Origin of the sequence: Acholeplasma hippikon (assembly GCF_900660755.1) — a bacterium.
Lineage (GTDB): Bacteria > Bacillota_I > Bacilli_A > Acholeplasmatales > Acholeplasmataceae > Acholeplasma > Acholeplasma hippikon.
In genome coordinates this window covers 609,982-635,854 of sequence record NZ_LR215050.1, presented here as the reverse complement: position 1 = coordinate 635,854, position 25,873 = coordinate 609,982, and the positions used below count along the sequence as shown (strand labels likewise).

The 25,873-nt window shown below is 29.7% G+C and carries 29 protein-coding genes, 1 riboswitch and 1 other annotated feature; of the genes, 26 read left to right on the top strand and 3 right to left on the bottom strand.

Annotated features, from left to right (window positions below; translation table 11 throughout):
- Positions 1-21: 21 nt before the first annotated feature.
- Positions 22-714: a metallophosphoesterase gene (locus EXC59_RS03100; RefSeq protein WP_035369265.1), complete on the top strand. Its 693-nt coding sequence runs from the start codon at positions 22-24 to the stop codon at positions 712-714.
- Between the two features lie 20 nt (positions 715-734).
- Here the strand turns inward: EXC59_RS03100 and EXC59_RS03095 are convergent, their stop codons facing one another.
- Both EXC59_RS03095 and gpmI read right to left on the bottom strand, forming a co-directional pair.
- Entirely contained in the window at positions 735-1,175 is a 441-nt protein-coding gene (locus EXC59_RS03095) for a hypothetical protein (RefSeq protein WP_035369267.1), read from the bottom strand.
- Between the two features lie 212 nt (positions 1,176-1,387).
- A complete protein-coding gene (gene gpmI / locus EXC59_RS03090; RefSeq protein ID WP_035369269.1) occupies positions 1,388-2,923 on the bottom strand; it encodes a 2,3-bisphosphoglycerate-independent phosphoglycerate mutase in 1,536 nt (511 codons plus the stop codon).
- Positions 2,924-3,059: 136 nt separating this feature from the next.
- Positions 3,060-3,178, top strand: a riboswitch (FMN riboswitch).
- A gap of 78 nt (positions 3,179-3,256) precedes the next feature.
- Between gpmI and EXC59_RS03085 the strand changes: the two genes are divergently transcribed.
- From EXC59_RS03085 to EXC59_RS02975, 23 genes are all read left to right on the top strand, one after another.
- Positions 3,257-3,970: an ECF transporter S component gene (locus tag EXC59_RS03085; RefSeq protein ID WP_035369271.1), complete on the top strand. Its 714-nt coding sequence runs from the start codon at positions 3,257-3,259 to the stop codon at positions 3,968-3,970.
- 132 nt (positions 3,971-4,102) lie between these two features.
- The gene (gene eno / locus EXC59_RS03080) at positions 4,103-5,398 is read left to right on the top strand and encodes a phosphopyruvate hydratase (RefSeq protein ID WP_035369272.1); all 1,296 of its coding nucleotides are present in this window, start codon (positions 4,103-4,105) and stop codon (positions 5,396-5,398) included.
- A gap of 133 nt (positions 5,399-5,531) precedes the next feature.
- Entirely contained in the window at positions 5,532-6,251 is a 720-nt protein-coding gene (locus tag EXC59_RS03075; protein WP_051659017.1) for an HAD family hydrolase, read from the top strand.
- A 48-nt stretch (positions 6,252-6,299) separates the two neighbouring features.
- Entirely contained in the window at positions 6,300-8,414 is a 2,115-nt protein-coding gene (gene rnr, locus EXC59_RS03070; protein WP_051659018.1) for a ribonuclease R, read from the top strand.
- 84 nt (positions 8,415-8,498) lie between these two features.
- Complete coding sequence (gene smpB / locus EXC59_RS03065) at positions 8,499-8,948, top strand: SsrA-binding protein SmpB (protein ID WP_162164005.1); 450 nt, start codon at positions 8,499-8,501, stop codon at positions 8,946-8,948.
- Positions 8,945-9,949 (top strand): patatin-like phospholipase family protein, encoded by a 1,005-nt coding sequence (locus EXC59_RS03060; RefSeq protein ID WP_035369277.1) that lies wholly within the window; start codon positions 8,945-8,947, stop codon positions 9,947-9,949. Before smpB ends, EXC59_RS03060 begins: the two co-directional genes overlap by 4 nt.
- A gap of 1 nt (position 9,950) precedes the next feature.
- Positions 9,951-10,829 (top strand): phosphatase PAP2 family protein, encoded by an 879-nt coding sequence (locus EXC59_RS03055; protein WP_035369279.1) that lies wholly within the window; start codon positions 9,951-9,953, stop codon positions 10,827-10,829.
- A 3-nt stretch (positions 10,830-10,832) separates the two neighbouring features.
- Positions 10,833-11,246 carry a GNAT family N-acetyltransferase gene (locus EXC59_RS03050; RefSeq protein WP_035369281.1) on the top strand — a complete coding sequence of 138 codons (414 nt, stop codon included), beginning with the start codon at positions 10,833-10,835 and terminating at the stop codon, positions 11,244-11,246.
- An 84-nt stretch (positions 11,247-11,330) separates the two neighbouring features.
- Positions 11,331-11,519, top strand: a binding site (T-box leader).
- A gap of 49 nt (positions 11,520-11,568) precedes the next feature.
- Positions 11,569-14,139: an alanine--tRNA ligase gene (gene alaS, locus EXC59_RS03045; RefSeq protein WP_232034473.1), complete on the top strand. Its 2,571-nt coding sequence runs from the start codon at positions 11,569-11,571 to the stop codon at positions 14,137-14,139.
- Entirely contained in the window at positions 14,136-14,555 is a 420-nt protein-coding gene (gene ruvX, locus EXC59_RS03040) for a Holliday junction resolvase RuvX (protein ID WP_162164006.1), read from the top strand. Before alaS ends, ruvX begins: the two co-directional genes overlap by 4 nt.
- Before the next feature lie 2 nt (positions 14,556-14,557).
- Positions 14,558-14,836 (top strand): DUF1292 domain-containing protein, encoded by a 279-nt coding sequence (locus tag EXC59_RS03035; protein WP_051659019.1) that lies wholly within the window; start codon positions 14,558-14,560, stop codon positions 14,834-14,836.
- Positions 14,820-15,389 carry an O-methyltransferase gene (locus tag EXC59_RS03030; RefSeq protein WP_035369283.1) on the top strand — a complete coding sequence of 190 codons (570 nt, stop codon included), beginning with the start codon at positions 14,820-14,822 and terminating at the stop codon, positions 15,387-15,389. The genes EXC59_RS03035 and EXC59_RS03030 overlap by 17 nt, the downstream gene beginning before the upstream one ends.
- A complete protein-coding gene (locus EXC59_RS03025) occupies positions 15,370-16,017 on the top strand; it encodes a M48 family metallopeptidase (protein ID WP_035369285.1) in 648 nt (215 codons plus the stop codon). Before EXC59_RS03030 ends, EXC59_RS03025 begins: the two co-directional genes overlap by 20 nt.
- Positions 16,018-16,067: 50 nt before the next feature.
- A complete protein-coding gene (gene greA / locus EXC59_RS03020; RefSeq protein WP_035369288.1) occupies positions 16,068-16,550 on the top strand; it encodes a transcription elongation factor GreA in 483 nt (160 codons plus the stop codon).
- A complete protein-coding gene (locus EXC59_RS03015; RefSeq protein ID WP_051659020.1) occupies positions 16,550-17,098 on the top strand; it encodes a YqeG family HAD IIIA-type phosphatase in 549 nt (182 codons plus the stop codon). Before greA ends, EXC59_RS03015 begins: the two co-directional genes overlap by 1 nt.
- Complete coding sequence (locus EXC59_RS03010; protein WP_162164008.1) at positions 17,091-18,107, top strand: GTPase; 1,017 nt, start codon at positions 17,091-17,093, stop codon at positions 18,105-18,107. The genes EXC59_RS03015 and EXC59_RS03010 overlap by 8 nt, the downstream gene beginning before the upstream one ends.
- On the top strand, positions 18,104-18,658 hold the full coding sequence (gene yqeK / locus EXC59_RS03005; RefSeq protein WP_035369292.1) for a bis(5'-nucleosyl)-tetraphosphatase (symmetrical) YqeK: 555 nt from the start codon (positions 18,104-18,106) through the stop codon (positions 18,656-18,658). Before EXC59_RS03010 ends, yqeK begins: the two co-directional genes overlap by 4 nt.
- A gap of 2 nt (positions 18,659-18,660) precedes the next feature.
- Entirely contained in the window at positions 18,661-18,981 is a 321-nt protein-coding gene (gene rsfS, locus EXC59_RS03000) for a ribosome silencing factor (RefSeq protein ID WP_035369293.1), read from the top strand.
- Between the two features lie 8 nt (positions 18,982-18,989).
- Entirely contained in the window at positions 18,990-19,634 is a 645-nt protein-coding gene (locus EXC59_RS02995; protein WP_035369295.1) for a class I SAM-dependent methyltransferase, read from the top strand.
- Between the two features lie 52 nt (positions 19,635-19,686).
- Positions 19,687-20,187, top strand: a complete 501-nt coding sequence (locus EXC59_RS02990) for a helix-hairpin-helix domain-containing protein (protein WP_035369298.1) — start codon at positions 19,687-19,689, stop codon at positions 20,185-20,187.
- Between the two features lie 154 nt (positions 20,188-20,341).
- Positions 20,342-22,120: a ComEC/Rec2 family competence protein gene (locus tag EXC59_RS02985; protein ID WP_162164010.1), complete on the top strand. Its 1,779-nt coding sequence runs from the start codon at positions 20,342-20,344 to the stop codon at positions 22,118-22,120.
- A 51-nt stretch (positions 22,121-22,171) separates the two neighbouring features.
- Positions 22,172-23,119 (top strand): DNA polymerase III subunit delta, encoded by a 948-nt coding sequence (gene holA / locus EXC59_RS02980; protein ID WP_162164011.1) that lies wholly within the window; start codon positions 22,172-22,174, stop codon positions 23,117-23,119.
- On the top strand, positions 23,116-23,787 hold the full coding sequence (locus EXC59_RS02975; protein ID WP_051659021.1) for a 3'-5' exonuclease: 672 nt from the start codon (positions 23,116-23,118) through the stop codon (positions 23,785-23,787). The genes holA and EXC59_RS02975 overlap by 4 nt, the downstream gene beginning before the upstream one ends.
- Before the next feature lie 76 nt (positions 23,788-23,863).
- On the opposite strand, the gene rpsT is transcribed toward EXC59_RS02975, so the two are convergent.
- On the bottom strand, positions 23,864-24,124 hold the full coding sequence (gene rpsT, locus EXC59_RS02970) for a 30S ribosomal protein S20 (RefSeq protein ID WP_035369307.1): 261 nt from the start codon (positions 24,122-24,124) through the stop codon (positions 23,864-23,866).
- A 103-nt stretch (positions 24,125-24,227) separates the two neighbouring features.
- Between rpsT and pgsA the strand changes: the two genes are divergently transcribed.
- Together pgsA and recA are read left to right on the top strand one after the other, a co-directional pair.
- Complete coding sequence (gene pgsA, locus EXC59_RS02965) at positions 24,228-24,815, top strand: CDP-diacylglycerol--glycerol-3-phosphate 3-phosphatidyltransferase (protein WP_035369309.1); 588 nt, start codon at positions 24,228-24,230, stop codon at positions 24,813-24,815.
- Between the two features lie 51 nt (positions 24,816-24,866).
- On the top strand, positions 24,867-25,865 hold the full coding sequence (gene recA / locus EXC59_RS02960; RefSeq protein ID WP_035369310.1) for a recombinase RecA: 999 nt from the start codon (positions 24,867-24,869) through the stop codon (positions 25,863-25,865).
- Positions 25,866-25,873 lie beyond the last annotated feature (8 nt).

The following is a 25,873-nucleotide window of genomic DNA, read 5'->3' as shown; positions in this document are numbered from 1 at the left end:
TAAGTTAAAGGGGTTGGTTCTATGAAAAAGTATTTTGTGTTCTCTGATATCCATGGAAACTTTAAAGTATTAGTCGATGCATTAGAAAAGAAAGGCTTTGAAGTTGATAATCCTAATCACCATTTAATTTCTTTAGGTGATCATTTTGATCGTGGCGTTGAGAATTTGTCAGTTTTAGGGTTCTTAAAATATTTTGATAGAGTTGGTCGCTTAATGATGATTCTAGGTAACCATGATGAGTTTCTACTCAAATTTCTAAAAGGTGAAGATGATGGTGTTTTTAATGTCAAATATAATGGTATGGGAAACACACTAATTGAATTATCTGACAAAGAAGCTAACTCTATGCCAAAGATTAGACAATCTATTTTAGGTAAGTACCCATTTATCTTAGATTTATTATCAAAAATGAAAGATAAAATAGAACTTAATGATAAAGTATTTATACATGCAGGATATACCTTTAGCGAAGAAAAAGGATGGTATATCTATAACTTTTCTAAAACCCCATTATTTATCGAAAATTACCCGTATGATGGTAAGGTCTATATCTTTGGTCATCATCATGTGCAACCATTAAATAAATACTATTTACATAAAGAATCAGATGAACCATTTAGATACAAACATTTTATAGGGATTGATGCCAATACCGTTATTACAAAAAAGGTTAATATTTTAATATTCGATGAGTTTGGAAATGAAATAACATAAAAAAAACACCGAAAGGTGTTTTATTTTTGTATTAATACATTGATTAGATTACCAATTAAAACGAATACTGTTAATGATTTACAGAAAAGAATAAGTGAATGTAATCCTTTACCAAAGATTAAATTAGCACGTTTATTCTTAATGATGCATTCAGTCATTTCAACTTCCATACATTCATGCTCATGGTGTAAGAACTTAAACTTAATAAAGGTTGATAATCCTACACATAATGCTAATGTGATGTAGATAATTAGTAACCATGGAGTTGTGTATTCGTGACCATATTTTTCAGCTGAATGAATTGGCATGATAATTCCAAAGATGATTAATAATAAGAAGCATAAGACAGTAACAAAATCAAATTTAAGTCTGTTTTGTTTCTTAGACCATACAAAGTGTACGATAGCTACGATAACTAACTCTAATAAGATGTCTAATGCATGTTCGATAATGAAATCCATAAAATCCTCCAGATGGTGTAATTGCAACGATTCATATCATACTCCAATAAAAATGAAAATGCAACTAAAATCATTTTTAAAGATGATTAAAGTAGTTTTATTAACATTTTTGTGTTTGCATAGTAATCGATTCGTTACTTATATTGTAAACAAAAAACCTCAAATGTAAAAGCAAATGCTATTATTTGAGGTTTTAGAGTTATTTTATCAAGTTATTCTTTTGAAATTAATGATTTACCAGTCATTTCAGCTGGTTTTTCAATTCCTAATAAATCTAATAATGTTGGAGCAACATCACATAATGCACCAGTGTTTACTTTAACGCCATGTTTAGTAACAATTACTGGAACTGGATTTGTCGTATGAGCAGTATGAGGTTTGCCTTCTGCATCTCTCATTTGTTCAGCATTACCATGGTCAGCTAAGATGATTGCAACACCACCTAATTCTTTAGTGATCACGTCAGTTACTTTACCAACACATTCAACAGTAGCTTCAACAGCCTTAGTTGTTGCTTCGATATTTCCTGTATGACCAACCATGTCTGGGTTAGCGAAGTTTAATACCATTGTTTGGTATTTACCTGTGCGTAATTCAGCAATGACTTTATCAGTTAATTCATAAGCTGACATTTCAGGTTTTAAATCATAAGTAGGAACTTTAGGTGATTCTACTAAGATACGTTTTGAATGAGGTAATTCAACTTCTTTACCACCATCAAAGAAGAAGGTAACGTGTGCATATTTTTCAGTTTCAGCAGCACGAATTTGACTGAATCCATGCTTTTCAATGACTTCGCCATATAGGTTTTCAAATGTTTGTAGAGGGAATGCTAATTCACCTTTAACAGTTTCTTTATAGTGCATCATTGATACGAATAAGATACCTTTAGGAGCTTTTTCAATATTTAATACGGCTTTACCTTCAGTTACCATTGTTTGTGTAGCTTCTGGGTTAGATAATGCAGTTGCCATACGGATTGCTCTATCTGGACGGAAGTTAGCGAAGATAACTGCATCGTTATCAGCGATTAAACCTGACTTATTCACAACAAAAGGTTTGATGAATTCATCTTGTACACCAGCAGCATATGAATCTTTGATTCCTTCTAATGCTGAAGCTTTCACTTCACCAGTACCTAAAACCATTGTGTCAAATGCTTGTTGGATACGATCCCAGTTATTGTCTCTATCCATTGCGTAATATCTACCAGCAACAGTAGCGATATTATATCCGTAGTTAACTAAATCTTCTACATAACCATAGCCTGATTCTTGAGGAGTGTCTCTACCATCAGTAAATGCATGTAAGAATGTTTTATCAGCAACACCTTGTTGTCTTGCTAAGTCTAATAAAGCTTTGAAGTGTGAAACGTGAGCATGAACACCACCATCAGAAACTAAACCCATGATATGAAGTTTAGAATTGTTTTTCTTCACATGTTCAACAGCTTTTAAGAATGCTTCATTTTGGAAGAATGAACCATCTTTAATAGCAACATTGATTCTTGATAAAGATTGCCAAACGATACGTCCAGCACCTAAATTTAAATGTCCTACTTCACTATTACCCATTTGTCCTTCTGGTAAACCAACTGCTTCACCAGATGTAACAAGTGTATTGTTAGGATATTCTTTTAATAAGTAATCTAGATAGTCTTTTTTTGCTAGTCCAACTGAGTTTGAAGAAGAAGCAGGTGCAAGACCAAGACCGTCCATAATAATTAAAGCTGCAAATTTTTCTGCCATAATTTTTATACCTCTCTTGTTTAATTTCTAGTATATTATACTACAATTTGTGTGGTATGTTATGGGTTATTAGGGGATAAATATAATATTATTTGAATTATGTAATTCTAAGTGGTAAAATAACTTTGCTAAATTAAATCATCTTCGGGGCGAGGTGTAATTCCTCACCGGCAGTTAAAGTCTGCGAGCAAATTTTTTGCAGGATCCTGTGAAATTCAGGAACCGACAGTATAGTCTGGATGAGAGAAGAGAATATGTAAGTTTTTTTACGTCTTTTTTTAGTTACCCGAAATGGTTTGTTTGGGTAACTTTTTATTTTCATAGGAGGAAAAGATGAGTCAAAATCAACTTGCTTTAAAGAAAATGATCTATTTAGTTACACTAACAGCCATTTCAATCGTTCTAGGGTTATTTGAAATACCTCTAGGATTGCCATGGTTGAAAATAGATCTATCAGAGATAGTTATCTTACTATCCGTCATTATTATTGGTCCAAAAGAAACGTTTGTTGTTATTTTATTTAGAGGTTTCTTTAGACAGTTTTTACAAGGAGAAATATTAATTCTAGACCAAGTATTTGGGGAGTTAGTTGCAGTCGTAGCGAGTTCTACGTTAGTGTTAAGTTATCTTGCTATTGGGAAATTAACTGGTAGACTTCATAAACCAATGTTGGAAGAATGTATTGTAGACAATACAAGAATGAAATTCAAAGAATATTTATTATTCATTGTTGGAATGACATTAGCTCTTTCAACAGTTATGATTCTATTAAATATCTTCTTTATCACACCGATATATATAAGTATATATATGTATTATTATCCTGGTGCTGCAGCATCTACATTAAGTCAGTTCCATTTCTCAATATTTACATTAATTAAAGATCCAGGTATGTCAAACGTATTTGGCGCAGACTTATCAAATATGAGTGCATATTTAGCTTATATTATTGGTAATTATGCATTATTAAATGTTGCAAAAGGTATCTTAACTTCAGTTATCTTCCTTCCTGCTAAGGAAAGAATTGAAAAAATGAAGATTATTTAAATAAAAAAATTTCAAGGTATAGTTTTACTTATTTTGTACGATTTAATCACATACTTAATTGAAAATTAAATAAAATAATGTATAATAACTATGGTCATTAAACAAACTAAAAAGGTATAAAGGAGAATTTATATGCCATATATTACAAGCGTATACGCTAGAGAAGTATTAGATTCACGTGGTAACCCAACTGTTGAAGTTGAAGTAACAACTGAATCAGGTGCATTTGGTAGAGCATTAGTTCCATCAGGAGCATCAACAGGAGAACACGAAGCAGTAGAACTTCGTGATGGTGACAAGAGCCGTTACTTAGGTAAAGGTGTATTAAAAGCAGTTGCTAACGTTAACGATATCATCGGACCAGCTGTTTTAGGAGAATCAGTATTAGATCAAGTTGCAATCGATAGAAAAATGATCGCGCTTGACGGTACAGCTAACAAAGGTAAATTAGGAGCAAACGCAATCTTAGGTGTTTCAATCGCTGTTGCTAAAGCTGCTGCTGATTTATTAGGTGTTGAATTATACCAATACTTAGGTGGATTCAATGCTAAACAATTACCAGTTCCAATGATGAACATTGTAAACGGTGGTGCTCACTCAGACGCTCCAATCGATTTCCAAGAATTCATGATTTATCCAGTAGGAGCATCTTCATTCAAAGAAGCTATCCGTTGGGGAGCTGAAGTATTCCATAACTTAAAATCAATATTAAAGAAAAAAGGATTAGTAACTGCAGTAGGTGATGAAGGTGGATTCGCTCCAAACTTAGCATCTAATGAAGATACAATCGAAAACATCTTAGCTGCTATCAAACAAGCAGGATATGAACCAGGAAAAGATATCTATATCGGATTTGACGTTGCTGCTTCAGAATTCTATGATGATGAAAAAGGTAAATACGTATTCAAGAAATCAACTAAAGAAGAATTCACTTCAGCTGAATTAGTTGAATACTATGCTGGTTTAGTTGCTAAATACCCAATCATTTCAATTGAAGATGGTATGGATGAAAACGACTGGGCTGGATGGAAGATGTTAACTGACAAATTAGGAGATAAGATCCAATTAGTTGGTGACGATTTATTCGTAACAAACACTGAATATCTAGCTAAAGGTATCGCTACAGGTACTGCAAACTCAATCTTAATTAAAGTTAACCAAATCGGTACTTTAACTGAAACTTTTGATGCTATCGAAATGGCTAAACGTGCTGGTTACACAGCTGTAGTTTCACACCGTTCAGGTGAAACAGAAGATACAACAATTGCTGATATCGCTGTTGCTACAAATGCTGGTCAAATCAAGACTGGTTCAGCTTCAAGAACAGATAGAGTTGCTAAATACAACCAATTAATCAGAATTGAAGACCAATTAGGTGATTCAGCTGTTTACATGGGTATTAAATCATTCTACAACTTAAAAAAATAAGTTCATAAAAATTAAGGTAACTTGAAAAAGTTACCTTTTTTCTTTATATATTTATAATATTTTTACAAATTGAATATATATATCAGGTTGAATTGGTTATAATATAACATAGTATATTGAAGAAGGTATAGACATGAAAAAAGTATTATTTTCAGATTATGATGGTACATTTTATCGTAATGAATTAGAATTACGTCAAAATATTGAACATGTAAATAAAATGAGAGAAAATGGAAATCTATTTGTAATTACAACAGGTAGATCTTTTCAAAGTTTTAAAAATGTTCAAGCCAAAAATTATGCACCATTTGATTATCTTATCCTATGTGGTGGCGCACTAATTTTAGATAAAGATTTAAACATATTAAAAAAATCGTTGATGACAAGTTTTCAAATAACATCCATTATCAATGAATTAACTAAATTTAGAGCGTTTTATCAAGACTTAACATTTGTGACCTTAGAAACTAGAGAATTAATGTATGAGTCAAGTCAAGAAATCACTAAAATTACTATGAATTGTCAAGATAGAGAAAAAGCCTATGAAATTAGTGAAGCACTTCAAAACTTATTAATTGGTATCAATGTTTATGTGATTGATATTGGTAAAGGTTATTTAGTAGAAATGGTTGATCACAGGATTAATAAATCAAAAGCAATCTCTCATTTAATTGAAATGAAAAATCTAAATGAATATGAAGTCATTACTGTTGGAGATTCAGCGAATGATTTAGAAATGATTAGAGATTTTAACGGTTATATTATGGATAATGCAGTTTCTGAATTAAAAACATATTCTAACAAAGTTGTTAAAGATATTCATCATCTTTTAACAACAGAAGACCTAATCTAAATTAAATTTTTTAATATGGTAAAATGGTTATTAGAAAGAGGTGTATGAATGAATAAAGATTTTATGATTTGGTATTATAGCCAAAAAACACCTTTTGTAACATACGAACAAGTATATGAAACTTATAAAGAAGAAACAAATTCAATATACGATTCACTTAAACCATATTTTGATGTAACAAAAGAAAAAAATATAAAATTAAATAATAATTATGCAATTGGCCATGTTCAAGTTAAAAAAAGCATTGCCTTTTTATTGATGTTAGATGAAAAGGATTTAAAAATAGATTTATTTGATCTAAAAGGAGCAATGGAAAATGACCTTGTGTTAGTTAATAGAAGTTCAATTGATCCATATGTCATTGAAGTCTTAAAATACAATCTAACCATGGTAATTGCTGAGGTTAGAAAAAAAGAAAAATTAATTCGTTTTGATGCGACAAACGCTAAAGACAAATTAATTATCGTTGATAATATTCCGGACTTTATTGTAGATGGACATGTTGTCACATTAGATGTAAAAAAAATTACCCAAACTAAAATTTATGCTGATTTTAAAGAAGTCATTGGTCATAAGAATGACCCTGATATGGAAATCGTTAAAATTATTTATGAATACGGTTGGCCACTTAAATTCAGTAAAGAAATCTTAAAAGAAGTTTCTGAAATCAAAGTTGATGAAGTTTATGAAAGAAAAACAAGAACAGATCTTAGTAATAAACTCATCGTCACAATTGATGGGGAAGATGCTAAAGACTTAGACGATGCCATCAGTTTAGAAAAATTAGATAATGGAAATTATTTATTAGGCGTTCATATTGCAGATGTAAGTTACTTTGTAAGAGAAGAAACGAAATTAAATGAGGAAGCTTATTTAAGAAGTACATCAGTTTATTTAGCTGATCGTGTAATTCCTATGATTCCACATGCAATTAGCAATGATTTATGTAGTTTAAATCCTCATGAAGCAAAATATACATTAACTTGTGAAATGGAATTAGATGATGCTTTTGATGTTATAAGTCATAAAATTTTTGCATCAATTATTGAATCTAAACAACGTTTAACTTACACAGCCGTTAATAAACTCTTAAAAGAAAATGTAAGTGTTGGAAACAAAGAAATTGATGATATGCTCATTAAGATGAATGAGATATCGAAAATTCTAAAAATAAAACGTTCTAAACGTGGAGCGATTGATTTTGATTCGATAGAACTTAAGTTTAAACTTGACCATGAAGGTAAAGTATTAGAAGTTATTGAAAGAAAAACTGATGATGCTGAAATGCTGATTGAATCATTTATGATTCTAGCAAATGAAACAGTTGCAAAACACTTTTATGATGAAGGTTTATCAGGTATTTATAGAGTCCATGAAAAACCAGATGCTGAAAAGTTAGAAACGGCTTTATTAACTCTTCGCAAACTTGGTTTTTATGCAGATAAAAACCAAAAATCTACTGCTAAAATTCTACAAAAACTAACAAAAGAATCAACAGATACTAAATATGGATATATCATTCATATGATCTTACTAAGAAGTATGCAAAAGGCGAAATATTCAGAAAAACCAATTGGACATTTTGGATTAGGTTCTGAATTTTACTCACATTTCACATCACCAATTAGACGATATCCAGATTTACTTTTACACCGAATGATTAGAGAATTAATGTTAACAAATCAGGATGAAAAAACACTAAATAAAAAGATTAATTATTTTAAAAATCATATGAACGAGTACGCCGAACACACTTCAAAACAAGAACGTACGGCAATTAATATGGAACGAGATGTAGTTAGTCTTAAATCTGCTGAATACATGAGTAACTTCATTGGTAAGACCTTTGAAGCATTAATCATTCAAATGATGCCGAGTGGATTCTTTGTAAAAATTCCTAATGGTATTGAAGGGTTTGTGAGTGTTAGAAATGTTAATCAATACTTAATCTATGATGAAGAAAATTTACTTTTCTACACTGACCGTGGTCGACGTTACCGTCTAGGCGATACAATTAAAGTTAAATTAATTGCAGTTGATACAGAAGATAGTAAAATTGATTTTACGATTTTTTCAAATAAAGATGAAAAAGCAAAAGATTCAAAGAAAAAAGAGACAAAACATAAGTCTCAAAAGAATAAGACAAATAAACGTAGAAGATAAGTCCATGCATGCATGGATTTTTTTCTCTCATAACATGAGTTATGTTAAAATAGTAATAGATTATGAAAAATAGGTATGTAAATCATGAAAGTTATCGCAACAAATAAAAGAGCAACATTTGAATATTTTATAGAACAAAAATTTAGTGCAGGTATTCAACTTCAAGGTAGTGAAGTTAAGAGTATACGTGCTGGTAAAGTGTCTATTAATGAAGCACATATCACTTTCAAAAACGGTGAAGTTTTCATTTTAAATATGCATATTGCAAAGTATGATCAAAGTTCAATTTTTAATCATGAAGAAACTAGAACAAGAAAATTGCTCTTAAATAAGAGTGAAATTAATAAAATTATTGGTCATAAAGAGCGTTTAGGCTATACAGTGATTCCACTTCAAGTACAATTACATCAAGGTCTCATTAAAATAGAGATTGCTATCGCTAAGGGGAAAAAGTTATATGATAAACGCGAAACAATCAAAGAAAGAGATTTAAATAGAGAAAAGCAACAACTATTAAAGGGGAAGTATAGATGAAAAAAGCAAAGATTGGGTTAATGCTTGGTGGTGGCGGAGCTAAAGGAAGCTATCAACTAGGTGTCGTTAAAGCACTCATGGAAGCAGGCATTTTAAAACATGTCAACAGTATTTCAGGTACTTCAATTGGCGCAATTAACACTTTGCTATTGATGAGCAAATTAACATATAAGGAAATGGCAGATATTTGGGCGGATATTGATAACTCTAAAGTGTTTGCAACTAAAGGAAGTTTATTTAATAAAGAGAGTAATAGATTATATTCAATAGAACCTTTAGCAAGAACGTTACTCCAAAGAATTAATATGAAGAACGTTCAACGTTCTAAATATAATGGATATGCAACAACTGCATTAATGTATGATAAAGCATCAATGTTCCACCAAATTTCAACTGATTCTATGGAGAAAAAGGTTTGGAAATTAAATGATATGGAAGAGCCTTACTTAGGTGTTATGGCAAGTGCATCAATCCCAGTTGTCTTTGGACCAACAAAGATTAATGGCTTAAATTATGTTGATGGTGGTGTTTTAGATAACTATCCGATTCAACCATTAATTGATGATGGTTGCAACTTAATTTTTGCAGTACCTTTAGATAACAAGTTTAAACCTGAACTTTATGATAATAAAGAAGTTACAATTGTTAACTTAACATCTAAGAATGTATTTGAAAACAACATCATTAAAGATTTAATTGATACGATTAAATTTGAATCGACATACAAAGAAAAATTAGAAGATATAGGATATTTAGTTGGAAGTTTGATGACTAAGAAAGTTAAAGAACAAAAAATTCAATCTAAATTCTTATGGTTTGATCGTTTTTTAATTAATGAAGGCTTTAATTTGATTGACTTAAATGAAGATGATGAACAAGCAATTAAAGATTACAAGTTAGGATTAAATCCAAAATTAGCAGCTCCTGAAAAAAATAAAGAAGAAATAAAACAATTAGAAAATAAAGAAGTATTAGAACTACCAATGAGAGAGGAAGAATAAAATGGATTTTCAATTAGATATTATTCGTGCAATTCAAAGTATAAGATTTGGTTTTTTAGATAAGTTAATGGAAATACTTACACAAATTGGTGATCAATTCGTGTTCATGGGTGTTGTGTTGGTGATTTATTGGTTCTTTAATAAAAAAGTTGCATTTAAATTAGTATTCTCATTTGCTTTTAGTGCGGTTGCAAATGAATTAATTAAATCAGTTGTTAAAATTGAGCGTCCATTTAAAGAAGACCCAACGCTTGGTGTGGGAGAAGAAACGAGTGGTTATTCATTCCCATCAGGACATGCTCAAAATACTGCAGTGATTTCAACTGTTTTATATAAAGAGTATGGCAAGAAAAATAACTGGTTAAAATGGGTTTTATTAGGGGCAATGATCATTGTTCCTTTAACAAGAGTTTACTTAGGTCAACACTATCCAACAGATGTTTTAGCTGGCTTAGCATTAGGTATATTAGCAGCATTAGGTTTATCAAAATTAGTGGATTTAATGGGTGATAATGAACATCGAGTTGGGTTATACATGATTCCATTCTTATTACTAGCTATTACTATCCTATATATTATTGGTGTAGATTATCATCACTTTAAAAATGTATATGTTGCATTAGGTGCATTAGCAGGGTTCATGGGTGGATACGCTATTGATAAGATGATGATTAATAATCAATTTAAACCAACGGGTATTAAAGTTTTATATCGTGTATTGATTGGTTTAATTGGGGTTGTAATTTGTTATGTTGGATTAAGTGTATTATTTGATTTAATTTCAGTAGATAATCCGATTTTAGATGCAATCCGTTATGCAATTATTTGCCTATACGGTACATGTGGAAGCGCATATTTATTTAAGAAATTAAAGGTGTAAAAAATGGTTTTTATAAAAACTTTTGATGAACTCACTAATTTAGAACTCTTACAAATCATGAAACTACGTCAAGAAGTTTTTATGGTCGAACAGAAAATAATTGAAACAGATATTGATTCACATGATGAAACATGCAAACATCTTTTTATTAAAAGAGGTGGACAAATTGTTTCTTATGCAAGATTACTTTATATAAATGAACAACCTTATGTTGGTCGAGTGGTAACAGATATCAATTTTAGGAATCAAGGATTATCAACTGAAATCATTGAATACTTAAAAGAACGTCATGAATCATTAGCACTTTCTGCACAACTACCCAAAGTACCATTTTATAAAAAATTAGGTTTTCAAATTGTAGGTAAAAAGTATATGGAAGCAGGAATTCCGCATCAAAAAATGATTTACATAAAATAAGAAGAAAAATACCAATGTTAAATGTTGGTATTTTTTATTAATTTGATTAAAAATAATGATTTTTTTTATAAATATGATAAAATCATTGTAGCGATGAATAAGAGGAGTAGTCAAAGCCATTATTTAGAGAGTCACTGGTTGGTGAAAAGTGATAAATGACCTGATGAACGCTACCTTAGGAGCTAAAGTACGCTGGCCTTAACAGCAATAATGAAGGTGCGCAAGTAAAGCTTGCGAACTAAGGTGGTACCGCGGATTTGATTCGTCCTTAGAAGAGTATTCTTTTATGGGACTTTTTTTATTTATTTAGGAGGAAATATCAATGCGATATATGTCATCAACAGAAATTAGAGAAACTTGGTTAAAGTTTTTCGAATCAAAAAAACACTTAATTGAACCATCTGCATCATTAATCCCAGTTAATGACCCAACTTTACTTTGGATTAACGCAGGGGTAGCACCATTAAAAAAATATTTTGATGGTAGTGAAACACCAAAATCAAGAAGAATTACTAACGTTCAAAAATCATTAAGAACAAATGATATTGATAACGTTGGTAGAACAGCACGTCACCATACATTCTTTGAAATGATGGGAAACTTCTCAATTGGTGATTACTTTAAACCTGAAGCAATTGAATTCGGTTATGAATTGTTAACAAGTGAAAAATACTTTGGCATGCCAGTTGAAAAATTATATATAACTTACTATCCAGATGATCAAGTAGCTAAAGAAAAATGGATTTCACTTGGAATTCCAGCAGACCATATGATTCCACAACCAGGTAATTTCTGGGAAATCGGTGCAGGTCCTTCAGGCCCATGTACAGAAATTTTCTTCGATAGAGGAGAAAAATACGATAAACGTGGTAAAGAATTAATTGAAGAAGATATCGAAAATGATAGATTTATTGAAATCTGGAATATCGTATTTAGCCAATACAATGCAAATCCAGATGTTCCACGTAGTGAATATAAAGAACTACCTAATAAAAATATCGATACGGGTGCAGGATTAGAAAGATTTGCGTGTGTTTTACAAGGTACAGAAACAAACTTCGAAACTGACCTTCACTATCCTGTTATCTTAAAAACTCAAGAACTATCAGGGGTTACATACACTGGACAAATGGCTTTCAAAGTCATTTCAGATCATATTAAGACATTAACATTTGCAATCTCTGATGGTGCAACACTTTCAAATGAGGGTAGAGGTTATGTTTTACGTCGTATCTTACGTCGTGCAATTAAGTATGGAAGAACAATTAAGTTTAATGAACCATTCTTATACAAACTAGTTGATACAGTTGTTGAAATGATGGAATCATTCTATCCAGCATTAAGACAAACAAAAGAAATTGTTAAAAAGATTATCTTAAAAGAAGAAGAGAAATTCTTTGCAACAATTAATGATGGTGAAAAACACTTATTGTCAAGTATTAAAGACGGATCTTTAAGTGGATTAGAGGCATTCAAACTTTATGATACTTATGGATTCCCAATTGAATTAACATTAGAATATGCTGCAGAAAATAATATCACAGTTGATGTTGAAGGTTTCAAAACTGCATTATTAGAACAAAAGAACCGTTCAAGAGAAGCAAGAAGCGTCAAAGGTTCAATGAAGAGTCAAGATGAAACTTACTTAAACTTCACAGAGCCATCTAAATTTGTTGGTTATGATCAATTACAAGTTGAAGCAAAAATTATTAAGATTTTTGAAGATGGTATTGTCTTAGATCAAACACCATTCTACGCTACAATGGGTGGACAAATTGCTGATACAGGTACAATCAATGGATTAGTTGTTACAGATGTTGTTAAACTTCCTCATGGACAATACTTACATCGCATTGAAACAGATTCATTTACAGAAGGTGATGAAGTCTTAGCAATCGTTGATGAAGCAACACGTAACTTAACTGAAAGAAACCATACAGCAACACACCTTTTACATCAAGCAATTAAAGATGTATTAGGTGAACACGCTAAACAGCAAGGTTCATACAATGGTCCAACAAAGTTCTCATTTGACATTAACCACTATGAAGCAATTAAACCAGAACAAATCTTAAAGATTGAATCAATCGTTAAAGAAAAAATTAATGAACAGTTAGCAGTAGTTACACATGTTTTACCAATTGACGAAGCGAAAAAATTAGGTGCACAAATGTTATTTGGTGAAAAATATGGTGATGTTGTTAGAGTTGTAGATATCAATAAATGGAGTTTAGAATTCTGTGGTGGTACACACGTTAAGAATACAAAAGATATTATTGATTTTGTAATTACAAGTGTTGAATCAATTGGTTCAGGTATCTTTAGATTTGAAGGCTTCACAAATGAAGTTGTTAAAAATCAAGATAAATACTTAGGGCATTTATTAGAACAAATCAGCCAATTAGAAACTAAGGCTCTATCAATTGATGCAAACGTTAAATTTGAAGCAAAACCAGAAGTTAAGGGAAGCTTCAATGATATCTTAAACTACAGATTATATGTTCAAAATTTATCAAATTTAGTTAAGAATTTAGAAAAAGAAAATGAATCTAAATTATTAAATAGCATTCTAGCATCTGCAGACAGCTTTACTCCAAATGAAATTAAAGAAACAACTTATGTATTAACAAATGACTTACCACAAGCTTCACTAAAACCATTAATCGATGTTTTATATGATAAAATGAAGACAGAAGTTGTGATTTTAATTAATCAAACTTCAGAAAAAGCTTCATTCTTAGTGAAGACTAAGTCTAAAGATGCAAAAGCAATTATTCAAGCTTTAGCTAAAGAAACTTTAGGTAACGGTGGCGGTAAACCTGACTTTGCTCAAGGTGGTACTCAAAACTTAGAAGCGTTAACAAATTACTTGAAAGGTAATGGATTAATTTGAAATATTTAGGACTAGATTTAGGTGAAAAAACTTTAGGTGTTGCATTAAGTGAATCAGGGATTATTGCGCATGATTTATTAACCATTCGCTTTAGAGAAAAAGATTTTAACGATGCAGCAGACCAACTCGTTAAAGTCATTGATCAATATAAAATTGATGTGGTTGTGATTGGATTACCAAAACACATGAATAACGATCTTGGTGAAAAAGGCCAAATGGTTCTAGATTTCAACACATTACTAAAAACAAAAAAACAAATTGAAATTATTACTTGGGATGAAAGATTATCTACTAAGTCAGCCCTTAGAATCTTATCGGATTCAAATAAAAAATACGATAAGCAACGCGCATTAAAAGATCAAGTAGCGGCTCAAGTGATTTTACAAAATTATTTAGACTCGAAAGGAAGATTTTAAAAATGGACGTATTAGATAAATTATCAATCATCTCAGATGATAAAGAAGAAATCGTAACAATTATTTTTACATTCTCAGAAAATGGAAAAAACTATGTAGTTTTTGAATTTGATGAATCAAAAGAGATTTCAGCAGCAAGATATGTTGAAGGTGCTACTCCTGAAGAAGGCGAACTATTAGATATTGAAACTGAAGAAGAATGGGAATTAGTTGATAGAGTGTTTGAACAATATCAAAAAGATTTAGAAGCTGAAGAATCTGAAGATGACATCGAAGCTTAATGAATTCAAACAGTATTGTTTGGAAAGAGATATTCCAATCATTACTGATGAAGGCTTAGCATATATCATTGATTACATTAGAAAAAATAACGTTAAAAAAATTCTAGAAATTGGAACAGCATATGGTTATAGTGCCATATGCTTTTCACTAGAAAACACCGTTGTTGACACTTTTGAAAGAGATCCTGAACGTATCGTAGAAGCAAAAAAATGGGTTAAAACATTTAACGCCAATGTAACAATCTATGATGAAGATGCACTACTGTATGAAGGGTTAACTGATAAGTATGATTTAATCTTTATTGATGCTGCAAAAAGCCAATATCAAAAGTTTTTTGAAAAGTTCAAACATAATTTAAACACAGATAGTGCAATTATTTGTGATAACATCTCATTCCATCAATTAAAAATAGAAGATGTTAAAAATAGAAATACAAAAGCCTTATTAAGAAAATTAGAAGCATTTAAAACTTTCTTAATAGAAAACAAAGATTTTGATTCAATTATTCTACCAGAAGTTGGAGACGGACTAAGTGTTTCAAAGAAAAAATAAAGTGTTAAGTGGAACATATGAAAAGCGCGATATATCACTTTCATATGAAATTCATTACAAAAAAATCAAGCATATCTACTTTAGATTTAAAAATAATGTTTTAGTTGTTACTGCAAATGAACGTTTATCAAAAGAAAATATCATTTATGCTATTGATATAAACTTTGATAAAATTTTAAAGCTTAAAAATAAAAAACAATCCAAAGTAGAAGTTAAAAAATATCAGTTATGGGGCAAAGAACTATCAATTGATGTATTTTTTGATGGGTTAGCTCAAACTGAAAAAAACATGTTTGAAATTTATAAAAATGAAACACTTAAAATGATTGAAACATTAACACCAAATTTAGTTAATGATTTAAATAAGTTAGGTCTAACACTTGTTCCAATCATTGTAAAACCACTAAAAACAAAATATGGTTCATGTCAAATTTACAAAAAAACAATTACGATTAATTCGTTTTTAGCAAAACTCGACCCAATTTACTTATATTATGTGTTACTTCATGAATATTGTCATTTATTAGTACCTAATCATCAAGCAGCCTTCTATAAAAAATTAGATTTAGTCATGAAAAACCATAAACAAGTACAAAAATCCTTAAGAAAACATACAATTATGTTTTAGAAATAACATTTAATGTTATAATACTTATTGAAAATAAAAAGGAGTCAAATATGTCACAAAAAAAATTATTTGAATTAACTCAAGCCGGTTTAGACGCTTTAAAATTAGAATTAGAAGATTTAAAAGACGTCAAACGTAAAGAAAATCTAGAAGCTTTAAAAGAAGCACGTGAACAAGGGGACTTATCAGAAAATGCTGACTATGATGCAGCAAGAAATGAACAAGCAAGAATTGAAGCGCGTATTCTAGAAATTGAAACAATTATCAAAAACGTTAAAATTATTAAAGAATCAAACGACTCTTCAGCAGTTAACTTAGGTAAAGAAGTTACAATTAAATATCTAGGTATTGGTAGAGATTTAGAAGATACTTATCATATCGTAGGTACAATTGAATCAGATCCAAAAAATAAAAAAGTTTCTATTGACTCACCACTAGGAAAATCAATCAAAGGCAGAACGGTTGGAGATGTTGTTACAGTTAAATCAGAAACTGGTAAGACGTTCCAAGTTGAGATTTTATCAATTAAATAATGGCTATTTACAAAAAATGTATTCCAAATTTATACGTAAAATCAATCTATGATATCTCATATGATGAGTTGAAAAAGCAGGGAATTAAAGCTCTGCTTTTTGACTTAGATAATACGATTATCAACTATGATCAAACTAAACTAGAAGTGAAAGCAATAGAATTTTTAAATGAATTAGAAAACGATTTTAAAGTCGTTATTATTTCTAACTCAAGAAATGAAAGAGTATTAAATGCGGTTGGTTCACATTTTACTTTTGTGTCATTTGCGAGAAAACCATTAAAAGTAGGATTCAAAAAAGCACTAAAGAAAATCAATTTTTCATCAAATGAGGTTGCGATGATTGGTGATCAACTCATGACTGACGTCTTTGGTGGCAACCGTATGAAGTTTAAAACGATTTTAGTAGAAGCAGTTTTACGTAAATCAGATAGACTTTCTACTCGTATCAATCGAAAATTAGAAAAGTATTTCCTAAATAGAATAAAGGTTAAATCCCCTAAAGAATATGATGAGGTATTAAGAGCTTATGCAGAAAAGCATGAATAGATGTATTGGCTGTGGTGCAGCCATCCAAAGCCATGATAAAGAAGCTGTTGGATATGCGAAATCAAGCGATCAAGTATTTTGTCAAAATTGTTTTAGATTAATGCATTATGGTAAAGCAGAAGGACATTTCCATCCAGATGAGTTACCTACATTCAAAAAAGATTCTTTAATTGTTGTTGTTTCAAGTGTACTTTATTTAGACACACTTTTAACTTCACCTGTTAAAAGATTGAATGATGATTATAAAGTTATCTATTTAATTAACCAAATTGATTTATTGCCTGATGCAACTTCAAAGTCAATTTTATTAGGAAATATTAAAAAGCGCTTTAAAGAATTTAGAGTTGCATATGATGAGATTATTCTTATGAGTGCAATTAATCCATATGATATTGAAGAATTAAAATCATATATTTTAAATAAAAGATATGAAGATGTTTACTTAATCGGTTTACAAAATAGTGGTAAGACAACAATCTTTAAGTCCTTAACGGGTAATAAAGATGCAATTGTATTACCTAAAGCTGCATTAACGCAAACCATTCTTTCAGGTAAACTAGAAAATGTAAATATTTATGATACACCTGGGTTATACCAAAGCGGATATTTACATGAATTCTTACCATATGATGTATATAAAGAAATTTTACCAACAAAACAGTTTAAACCTAGAAATGGCATATTAGAAACTGACGATGCAATTTTAATCGGTGGTATTTTAGGATTAAGTGTAATAAAAGGTACAGTAAAATCTGTTTTATATGTAAAGGATAATGTCAAACATCAACTTTCTAAAGCTGATAAAGCATTATCAATTTTAGAAAAAAACCAAGTGTTCGATGTTGTCTTTGAAAAATATGGCTATAAAGACTATGTACTAAAAGATGATAAAAAATATCAAATTACAATGGCAGACTTTGGCATTTTACAAGTAACTGGACCAGCAACCGTTCGCGTGATTGCGCATCCTAAGTTACATGTAAGTTTAACAGAAGGGTTCTTTAGATGATTGATAAAATCTATTTAGATGTAAAAGAAAAATATAAAGATCGATATGATCGATTCTTGCATATTTTAGGTGTAAGAGATACTGCAGTAATGTTAGCTAAAAGATATCATGTAGATGAGAAAAGGGCAGAAATTGCAGCACTTTTTCACGATTACACAAAATATGATGATAAAGCATATCAAATGAGTTTTTTAACCCAAGAAGAATTGAAAAAGTATGAAGGTTTTGAAGTGATGTATCATGCAATTAGCGCTTCAAGATTATTAGAACAAAAGTATGAAATTCATGATCCTGAAATTTTAAGTGCAATCTATAATCATGTATGGGGTAAACCTAAGATGTCATTATTAGATAAAATCATTTTGATTGCTGATAAGACAGAACCAAGTAGAAATTTTCTACTTGTCGATGAACTTAGAAAACTATCATTTGAATCATTAGATTTAGCAATTATAAAATACTTAGAAGATTATAAATTACATGTTAAAAACGAAGGGTATAATTATCCTTTAGAAGTGGATAGTATTATCCAAGAATTAAAAGGAGTGTAACAATGGACTTATTAAAAAAATCAATTGAATTATTAGAAAAAGTAAATGGTAAAGATATTGCTGTTTATGAATTCTTAGAAAAATCACCTTACTATGATTATTTCGTTGTAGCGACAGTAAACGAACGTGCTGGTCAAGCTGCAATTGGTTATTTCGGTAAAGAACTAAAAGAAAACTTACGTGCAATCGAAGGCAACAAAGGAAACACAGGTTGGACTTTAATTGACTTAGGAGATGTTGTTGTTCATTTATTTACTGAAAAAGACAGAGAATTCTATGGATTTGATAAACGTTTCATGGAATTAAGAAAAGAAATCAAATAAGGTTAGCTATGGGCTTTGAACATTTATATGATTTTTTGCAGGAAGATGTAAATTTTGATGAATTATTAAAACCACTTTTACCATATATTGATAAAAATGAAGAAGTATTAGATGCAGGGTGTGGCTCAGGTCATATTCTTACGAATTTGGCTTCTAAAGGCTATCGTATGGTAGGGGTAGATATTAATTCACATATGTTAAGTCTTGCAAAACAACGCTTAGAAGAATTAAATATAAATGCAGATTTATATGAACACGATCTAAAAAAACCATTACCTAGACAATTTAAAACAATCATCGCACTATTAGATGTCTTCCACTATTTTATGGGGATTAAAACAATCGCTAAAAATATGTATAATGGCCTAACACCAAATGGAACATTAATTCTTGATTTATATCATTCACCAGTGAATGAAATAGAAACAGAAAATGATGATTATTTTATGTACACTTGGAAGGTAGAAACAAAAGGCACTAAAATTCGTCATGATATTAAAGTATATAATGGTGAGTTTGAAGGTGAATACAAGGTGAGTCAATATTATTACCCTGTATCTTATTATGTGGATACATTAAAAGAAGTTGGCTTTAAAGTTTCTAAAATTAATGGTTTTGATGATCGTAAAGTTTACTTAATCTGTAGAAAATAAAAGTAAAAAATAACCTTTTTCATAATTATAGTTATGAAGGAGGTTTTTTATTTTGAAAAAACATAGATTTTATATTTTACTTTTCTTGTTTATTTGCATAATGATTTATTTTTATCCAAAAGAAACAAAAAAAGAAATTATTCCCTTAGAGTCTAAAGAAATATCAGTTTATATTGATGGAGCAGTGAATTTTCCTGGTACTTATATTCTTCAAGGTAACAATAAAACGCTTGGATATTTAATACATCTAGCTGGAGGATTAACGCCATATGCAAACATTGAATCATTAGATTTAAAGAGTATTGTTGCTAAAGAAAAATATACAATTCCTGAATATGAGAAGAAACTTGTAGAAAAGGTTGTTAAACTAAACTTAAATACAGCAAGCTATGATGAATTAATTAAAATACCATATATCAGTGAAACAAAAGCGTTAGATATTTTAATCTATAGAAAAGAACATACTTCATTTCGTTCACTAGATGAATTAATAAACATTAGTGGCATAGGTGAAAAGACTCTTGAAAAACTTAAAGTTTACCTTACCTTATAGAGCGTTTCACTTATATTTTTTATTAAGTATTTTATTTATATTAAGTTTGTTAAAACCAATTTTCTTTTTTATATTTTTTACATACTTATATTTATCTAGAAGAAGTTTGAATCTTAAGTTAACTTTATTTTTGCTTATATTTTTAATGATACCGATGTTAAGTTTTCATATAACAAAAACTAAAATAGATGGCATTTACATGATCAGCCATATAGAAAATAGCCCATATGGTTATACATATGAACTAACAAATGGATATGAAACATTTTTATTATATGATGATTCATCTTATGAATTATTTAGTTTAGTTAAGGTTAAGGGGACATTAAAACCATTTGATGAAAATACGATTCCAAATGGTTTTAATGAAATAAATTACTATTTAACTAAAGGAATTAAATACAAAATAGTTAATCCAAATATTGAACTTAAAATGCATGGTTTAAAGTTGGATTTGAATCATATTTTGATTCGACTCATCATGGATGAGCCTATTTTAGAACTTAATGAATTAAGTCATTTGTTTGGGTTAAATTCAATTACCCTCATGTTGATAATTCTACTTATTAAAAAAATACTTTACTACTTTGACATTGATGAAAGAAAGAAGTTAGTATGGATTATTGTTATTTTAACTTCCTTTTATTCAGTAGGAAAAAGTTTTATCGTTTTATATGTACTTATCGAAAATATAATACTTTATGTTGATGATAAAAATCATCTTAAACTAAGTTATCTTGATAAACAATCGCTTATACTCATCATACTTATTTTAATAAATCCTTATATCATCTTTAAAGATCATTACAATTTAATTTTTCTATATACTTTTTTATTTTACTTTGTTGATATAGATAACAAAATTTTTAGTTATATTTTATCTATTTTGATTTTCATACCATTTCAAATTAAGTTTAGTTATGAATTAAATATCTTTCTACTTTTAATGCCGTTATTTAAAAATATAAGTAAATATAGTTTTATTTCTATTCTTTTGTTAACGCTATTATTTGGAAGTATTAATTTATTAACACTTTATGAGAATTTTTTAAATAAAATGATTGATTATTTAATGAACTATAATTTTATCTTAAGGGTTAAAAGAATGAGTACAGAAAAAATGATTCTTTATGAAGGTTTGTTGTTTGTGGGAACTTACTATCTAAAAGATAAGAAGTTATACTTAATTTTTTCGTATTTCATTTTATTATTTACTTTTTTAATTGTTAGACCGATCTCTAATCGCGTATACTTTTTAGATGTTAAACAAGGGGATGGAGCAGTTATTTTTAAAAATCATGAAGTAATTGTTGTAGATGCCTACAATAAAGTTGATGAATTTTTAAAACTAGAAGGCATTAAAACAATTGATCATTTAATTCTTACTCATAATGATTTAGACCATACAGGCGATTATGAGACCATTTTAAAAGATTTCAAAGTAAAGAACTTATATTTATCAGGATATCTAAATTATCAAATCAATTTTAAAAATACACATTATTTAACACATGAAACATTATTTGAAATAAAAAATCTTGAACTTACATTTTTAGGGCCTTTAAGAGATTTAAAAGATAAAAATGAAAACTCAATCTTTTTTAAAATTAAAGTGAATGATTTAACCTATTTATTTACAGGTGATTTAGGTATAGATGCTGAAAAGTTATATGTTGATACCTATCAGGACTTACTTAAAGCAGATGTGTTAAAAGTTGGACATCATGGTTCAATCACTTCAAGTAGTCAAATATTTTTAGATAAAGTTAAACCAAGTATAGCTATTATTTCTGTTAAGTTAAATAACAAATTTAATTTTCCATTAACTGAAGTCCTTGATAGATTTAATATAAGAGGTATTAAAGTTTATCAAACATCTAAAGATGGTACAATTTTATTTAAAAAAAAGGAAATCATCAATTTTCCGCCATAGTGTTTTTTATTTCATAAAAAATGTGTATAATTAACTTAAGTGAGGAACGATATGGAAAGAATTTACTTATTAGTGGGTGACTCTGACTACTTGGTCAATGGAAAAATTAAATACTATCAAAAAGAGTCAAATATTGATGAATTCAATATCATCACTTATGATGCAGAAGAACTTGAACTTTCAGATTTAGTTCAAGAGCTATTTACCGTATCTTTTTTTAGCCAAAGTAAAATGGTTATTGTTAATCATGCTGAACATTTAAATAAATATGCAAAAGAAGATTTAAAAGATTTAATTAAGTATATTGAAAACCCAAGCGAAGATATTGTCTTAGTATTTGCCGCTAAAGCAATGGATGAAACGCACGCAATCTACGATGCATTAAGTAAGCATGCATATATTGATCAAATTAAATCATTTGATTCCACGCAATTACCAAAGTATATTGAAGAACAGTTTTTGATGGATGGATATACCATTGATAAAGATGCAATTTTAGAGTTAGCCATAAGAACACAAAATGAACTTTATCATTTACATCAAGAAATTGAAAAATTAAAGTTATTCACGATTGAAGAAAAAAGAATTTCTAGATTAGAAATTGAACAACTTGTCTCACGTTCATTAGAAGATAATATCTTTACCTTCTCAACAGCATTTTTAAAAGGTGATACAAGACAGTATGTGGCAATTTATGATGATTTAATGTCATCAAAAATGCCGCCTTCAACAATCTTTAATCACTTATTTCAAACAGTAAATTTAATCTATCAAGCATACTTCTTTATGAAACAAGGTAAATCACAGGAACAAATTGCACAAAGTTTAGGGATTTCAACTGGAAGAGCATATTATGTAATTAAAGAAGCTAAAGAACAAAATATGAAACGCATCGAAAAAACAATAAAGGACTTAGCAAAACTTGATGTCTTAATTAAATCTGGTAGACAAGATGAAAAATTAGGATTTGAGTTATTGTTATTGGGTAACTTAAAATGAATTTAAACTATAAGAAAATTTTAATCTTTGACTTTGAAACAACTGGATTATCTCCAATTTCAGATCGTGTAATTGAAGTAGGGGCGATTCTACTTGAAAAAAATGATTTAGTGTATGAAGTCAAAGAAAGACTAGATTTATTAATTAAACAAGAAAAACCAATTTCTGACTTTATCACAAACTTAACTGGCATCACAAATGAAATGCTAGCAAAAGATGGAGTTGATGAAGAAATCGCCTTTAACATGTTAAATAACTTAATTGATGATGAAACTTTACTCGTTGCATATAATTTAGCATTTGACATCGGATTCTTATTTAATATGTACCAACGTTATATTTCTAAAAATTACGCGATTAAAAATGATATTTTAGACTGTATGGCTGTTTATAAGGATAGATATGAATATCCACATAAATTATTAAATGCAGTTGAGCGTTTTAATTTAGTAAATGAGAACGCACACCGTGCATCAGATGATGCATTAGCAACTTTTAAAGTTTTAGAAAAGTTAGCTGAAGCAGAAGATAACTTAAGTTTATATGTGAATGTTTTAGGCTATAATCCAAAATATAGAGAACCAGATACATTCTTCTTTAAGCAAATTATAAAAAAAATCCCTCAAGGGATGCGTGGCTTAAGAGAAATAGAGAAGGCAAGAAAATAAAAAACACCATCCTGGTGTTCATTATTTTCTTAAAGCTAATTAAATTTAATAAAAAACACCATTCAGGTGTTTATTATTATAAAGAGTTAACTAAGTTTGCTAAAGTCGCTTTATGACGAGCAACAAAGTTCTTGTGGAAAATTCCTTTAGCTTGTCCTTTATCTAACTTCTTGTATGCGAAAGATAATGCAGATACTGCTTTTTCTTTATCATTTGCTTTAACAGCTGCTTCAACAGCTTTACAAGCAGTTTTGTATGAAGACTTGAATGCAACGTTTGCTTGATGACGTTTTTCATTAATCACGATACGTTTGATTTGAGATTTAATATTAGCCACAAATTCACCTCCTAAATAAGCACAATTCATTTTATCAAATAGAATGAATAAAAGCAATAAGAAACCACTAAATATGATAAAATAAAGTAGATAGGATGAAAATATGACAACAGCAAATAAATTAACATTACTTAGAGTATTTATGATACCGTTAATGGTCATCGTATTATACCTCGAACCACTTAAGGTTCAAACAGAATTTTTAAATATGACATGGAGCACAATTATTTTTTCAGTGCTATTTGTCTTGGCGAGTCTAACTGACTTTTTAGATGGTTATATTGCAAGAAAATACAACCAAATTACAACATTTGGTAAGTTCTTAGACCCGATTGCGGATAAGGTATTAGTATTTACTGCATTATTACATTTAATGATGGTAATGCCTAACCGTGTTCCTCTTTGGACTGTGATGATCATTTTAGTTAGAGAGTTCATGGTTACTGGTGTAAGATTATTAGCAGTAGAAAAAGGTACAGTTATTGCCGCTTCAAAATGGGGTAAATATAAGACTGCCTCAACAATGGTTGCAATCATTATTTTATTATTTAATGATTTCGGCTTAACAAGCTTAAATGCTAACCTTGTATGGATTGGAAATATTGTTTACTACATTGCAGTATTCTTCACAATTTATTCAGGTTGGGATTATTTATACAAAAATCGACAAGTAATTCTTGAAAGTGTATAAAAAAAGTCTTTTTCTAGAATTTATACTACTATAAGATAGGAGGCAGAAAAAATGAGTGATGATAATAAAAAACAGCAGGCCTTAGAACTTGCGTTAAAACAGATTGAAAAACAATTCGGTAAAGGTTCAATTATGAAACTTGGTGATGAAGCAGATCACTCAATCGAAGTTATTCCAACAGGGTCAATTGCATTAGATGTTGCACTAGGCATTGGTGGATATCCAAGAGGAAGAATCATTGAAATTTATGGACCTGAATCTAGTGGTAAAACAACATTAACTTTACATGCAATGGCAAGTGCCCAAAAACAAGGTGGCACGGTTGCATTTATTGATGCTGAACACGCCTTAGATCCAACATATGCAAAAGCCTTAGGTGTAAACCTAAACAGTTTAATTCTTTCACAACCAGATACAGGAGAACAAGCACTTGATATTGCAGAGGCTTTAATTAAGTCTGGTTCAATTGATATGATTGTTATTGACTCGGTTGCTGCGTTAGTACCTGAAAACGAATTAAATGGTGATATGTCTGCAAACCATGTTGGTTTACAAGCACGTATGATGAGCCAAGCAATGAGAAAATTATCAGGCGTGATTTCAAAAACAAATGTGGTTGCAATTTTCATTAACCAAATTAGAGAAAAAGTTGGTATTATGTTTGGTAACCCAGAAACAACAACTGGCGGTAGAGCACTTAAGTTCTTTTCATCTGTTCGTTTAGAAATCAGAAAAGCAGAATCAATTAAAGTTGGTAATGATATTACGGGTATTCGCTCTAACGTGAAAGTTGTTAAATCTAAAGTTGCGCCACCATTAAAAACAGCATCAATTGATATTATCTATGGAACTGGCATTTCAAGAAGCGGAGAAATTCTTGATATGGCAGTTGAATTAGATTTTGTTAATAAGAGTGGTGCTTGGTTTAATATTGGTGATGAACGTTTAGGTCAAGGTAGAGAAAATGCAAGAGCATACCTTGAAAATAAACCTGAATTATTAGATGAATTAGAAGCGAAAATTTTAGAACACTACAATATCAAAAAATAGGCATTTTA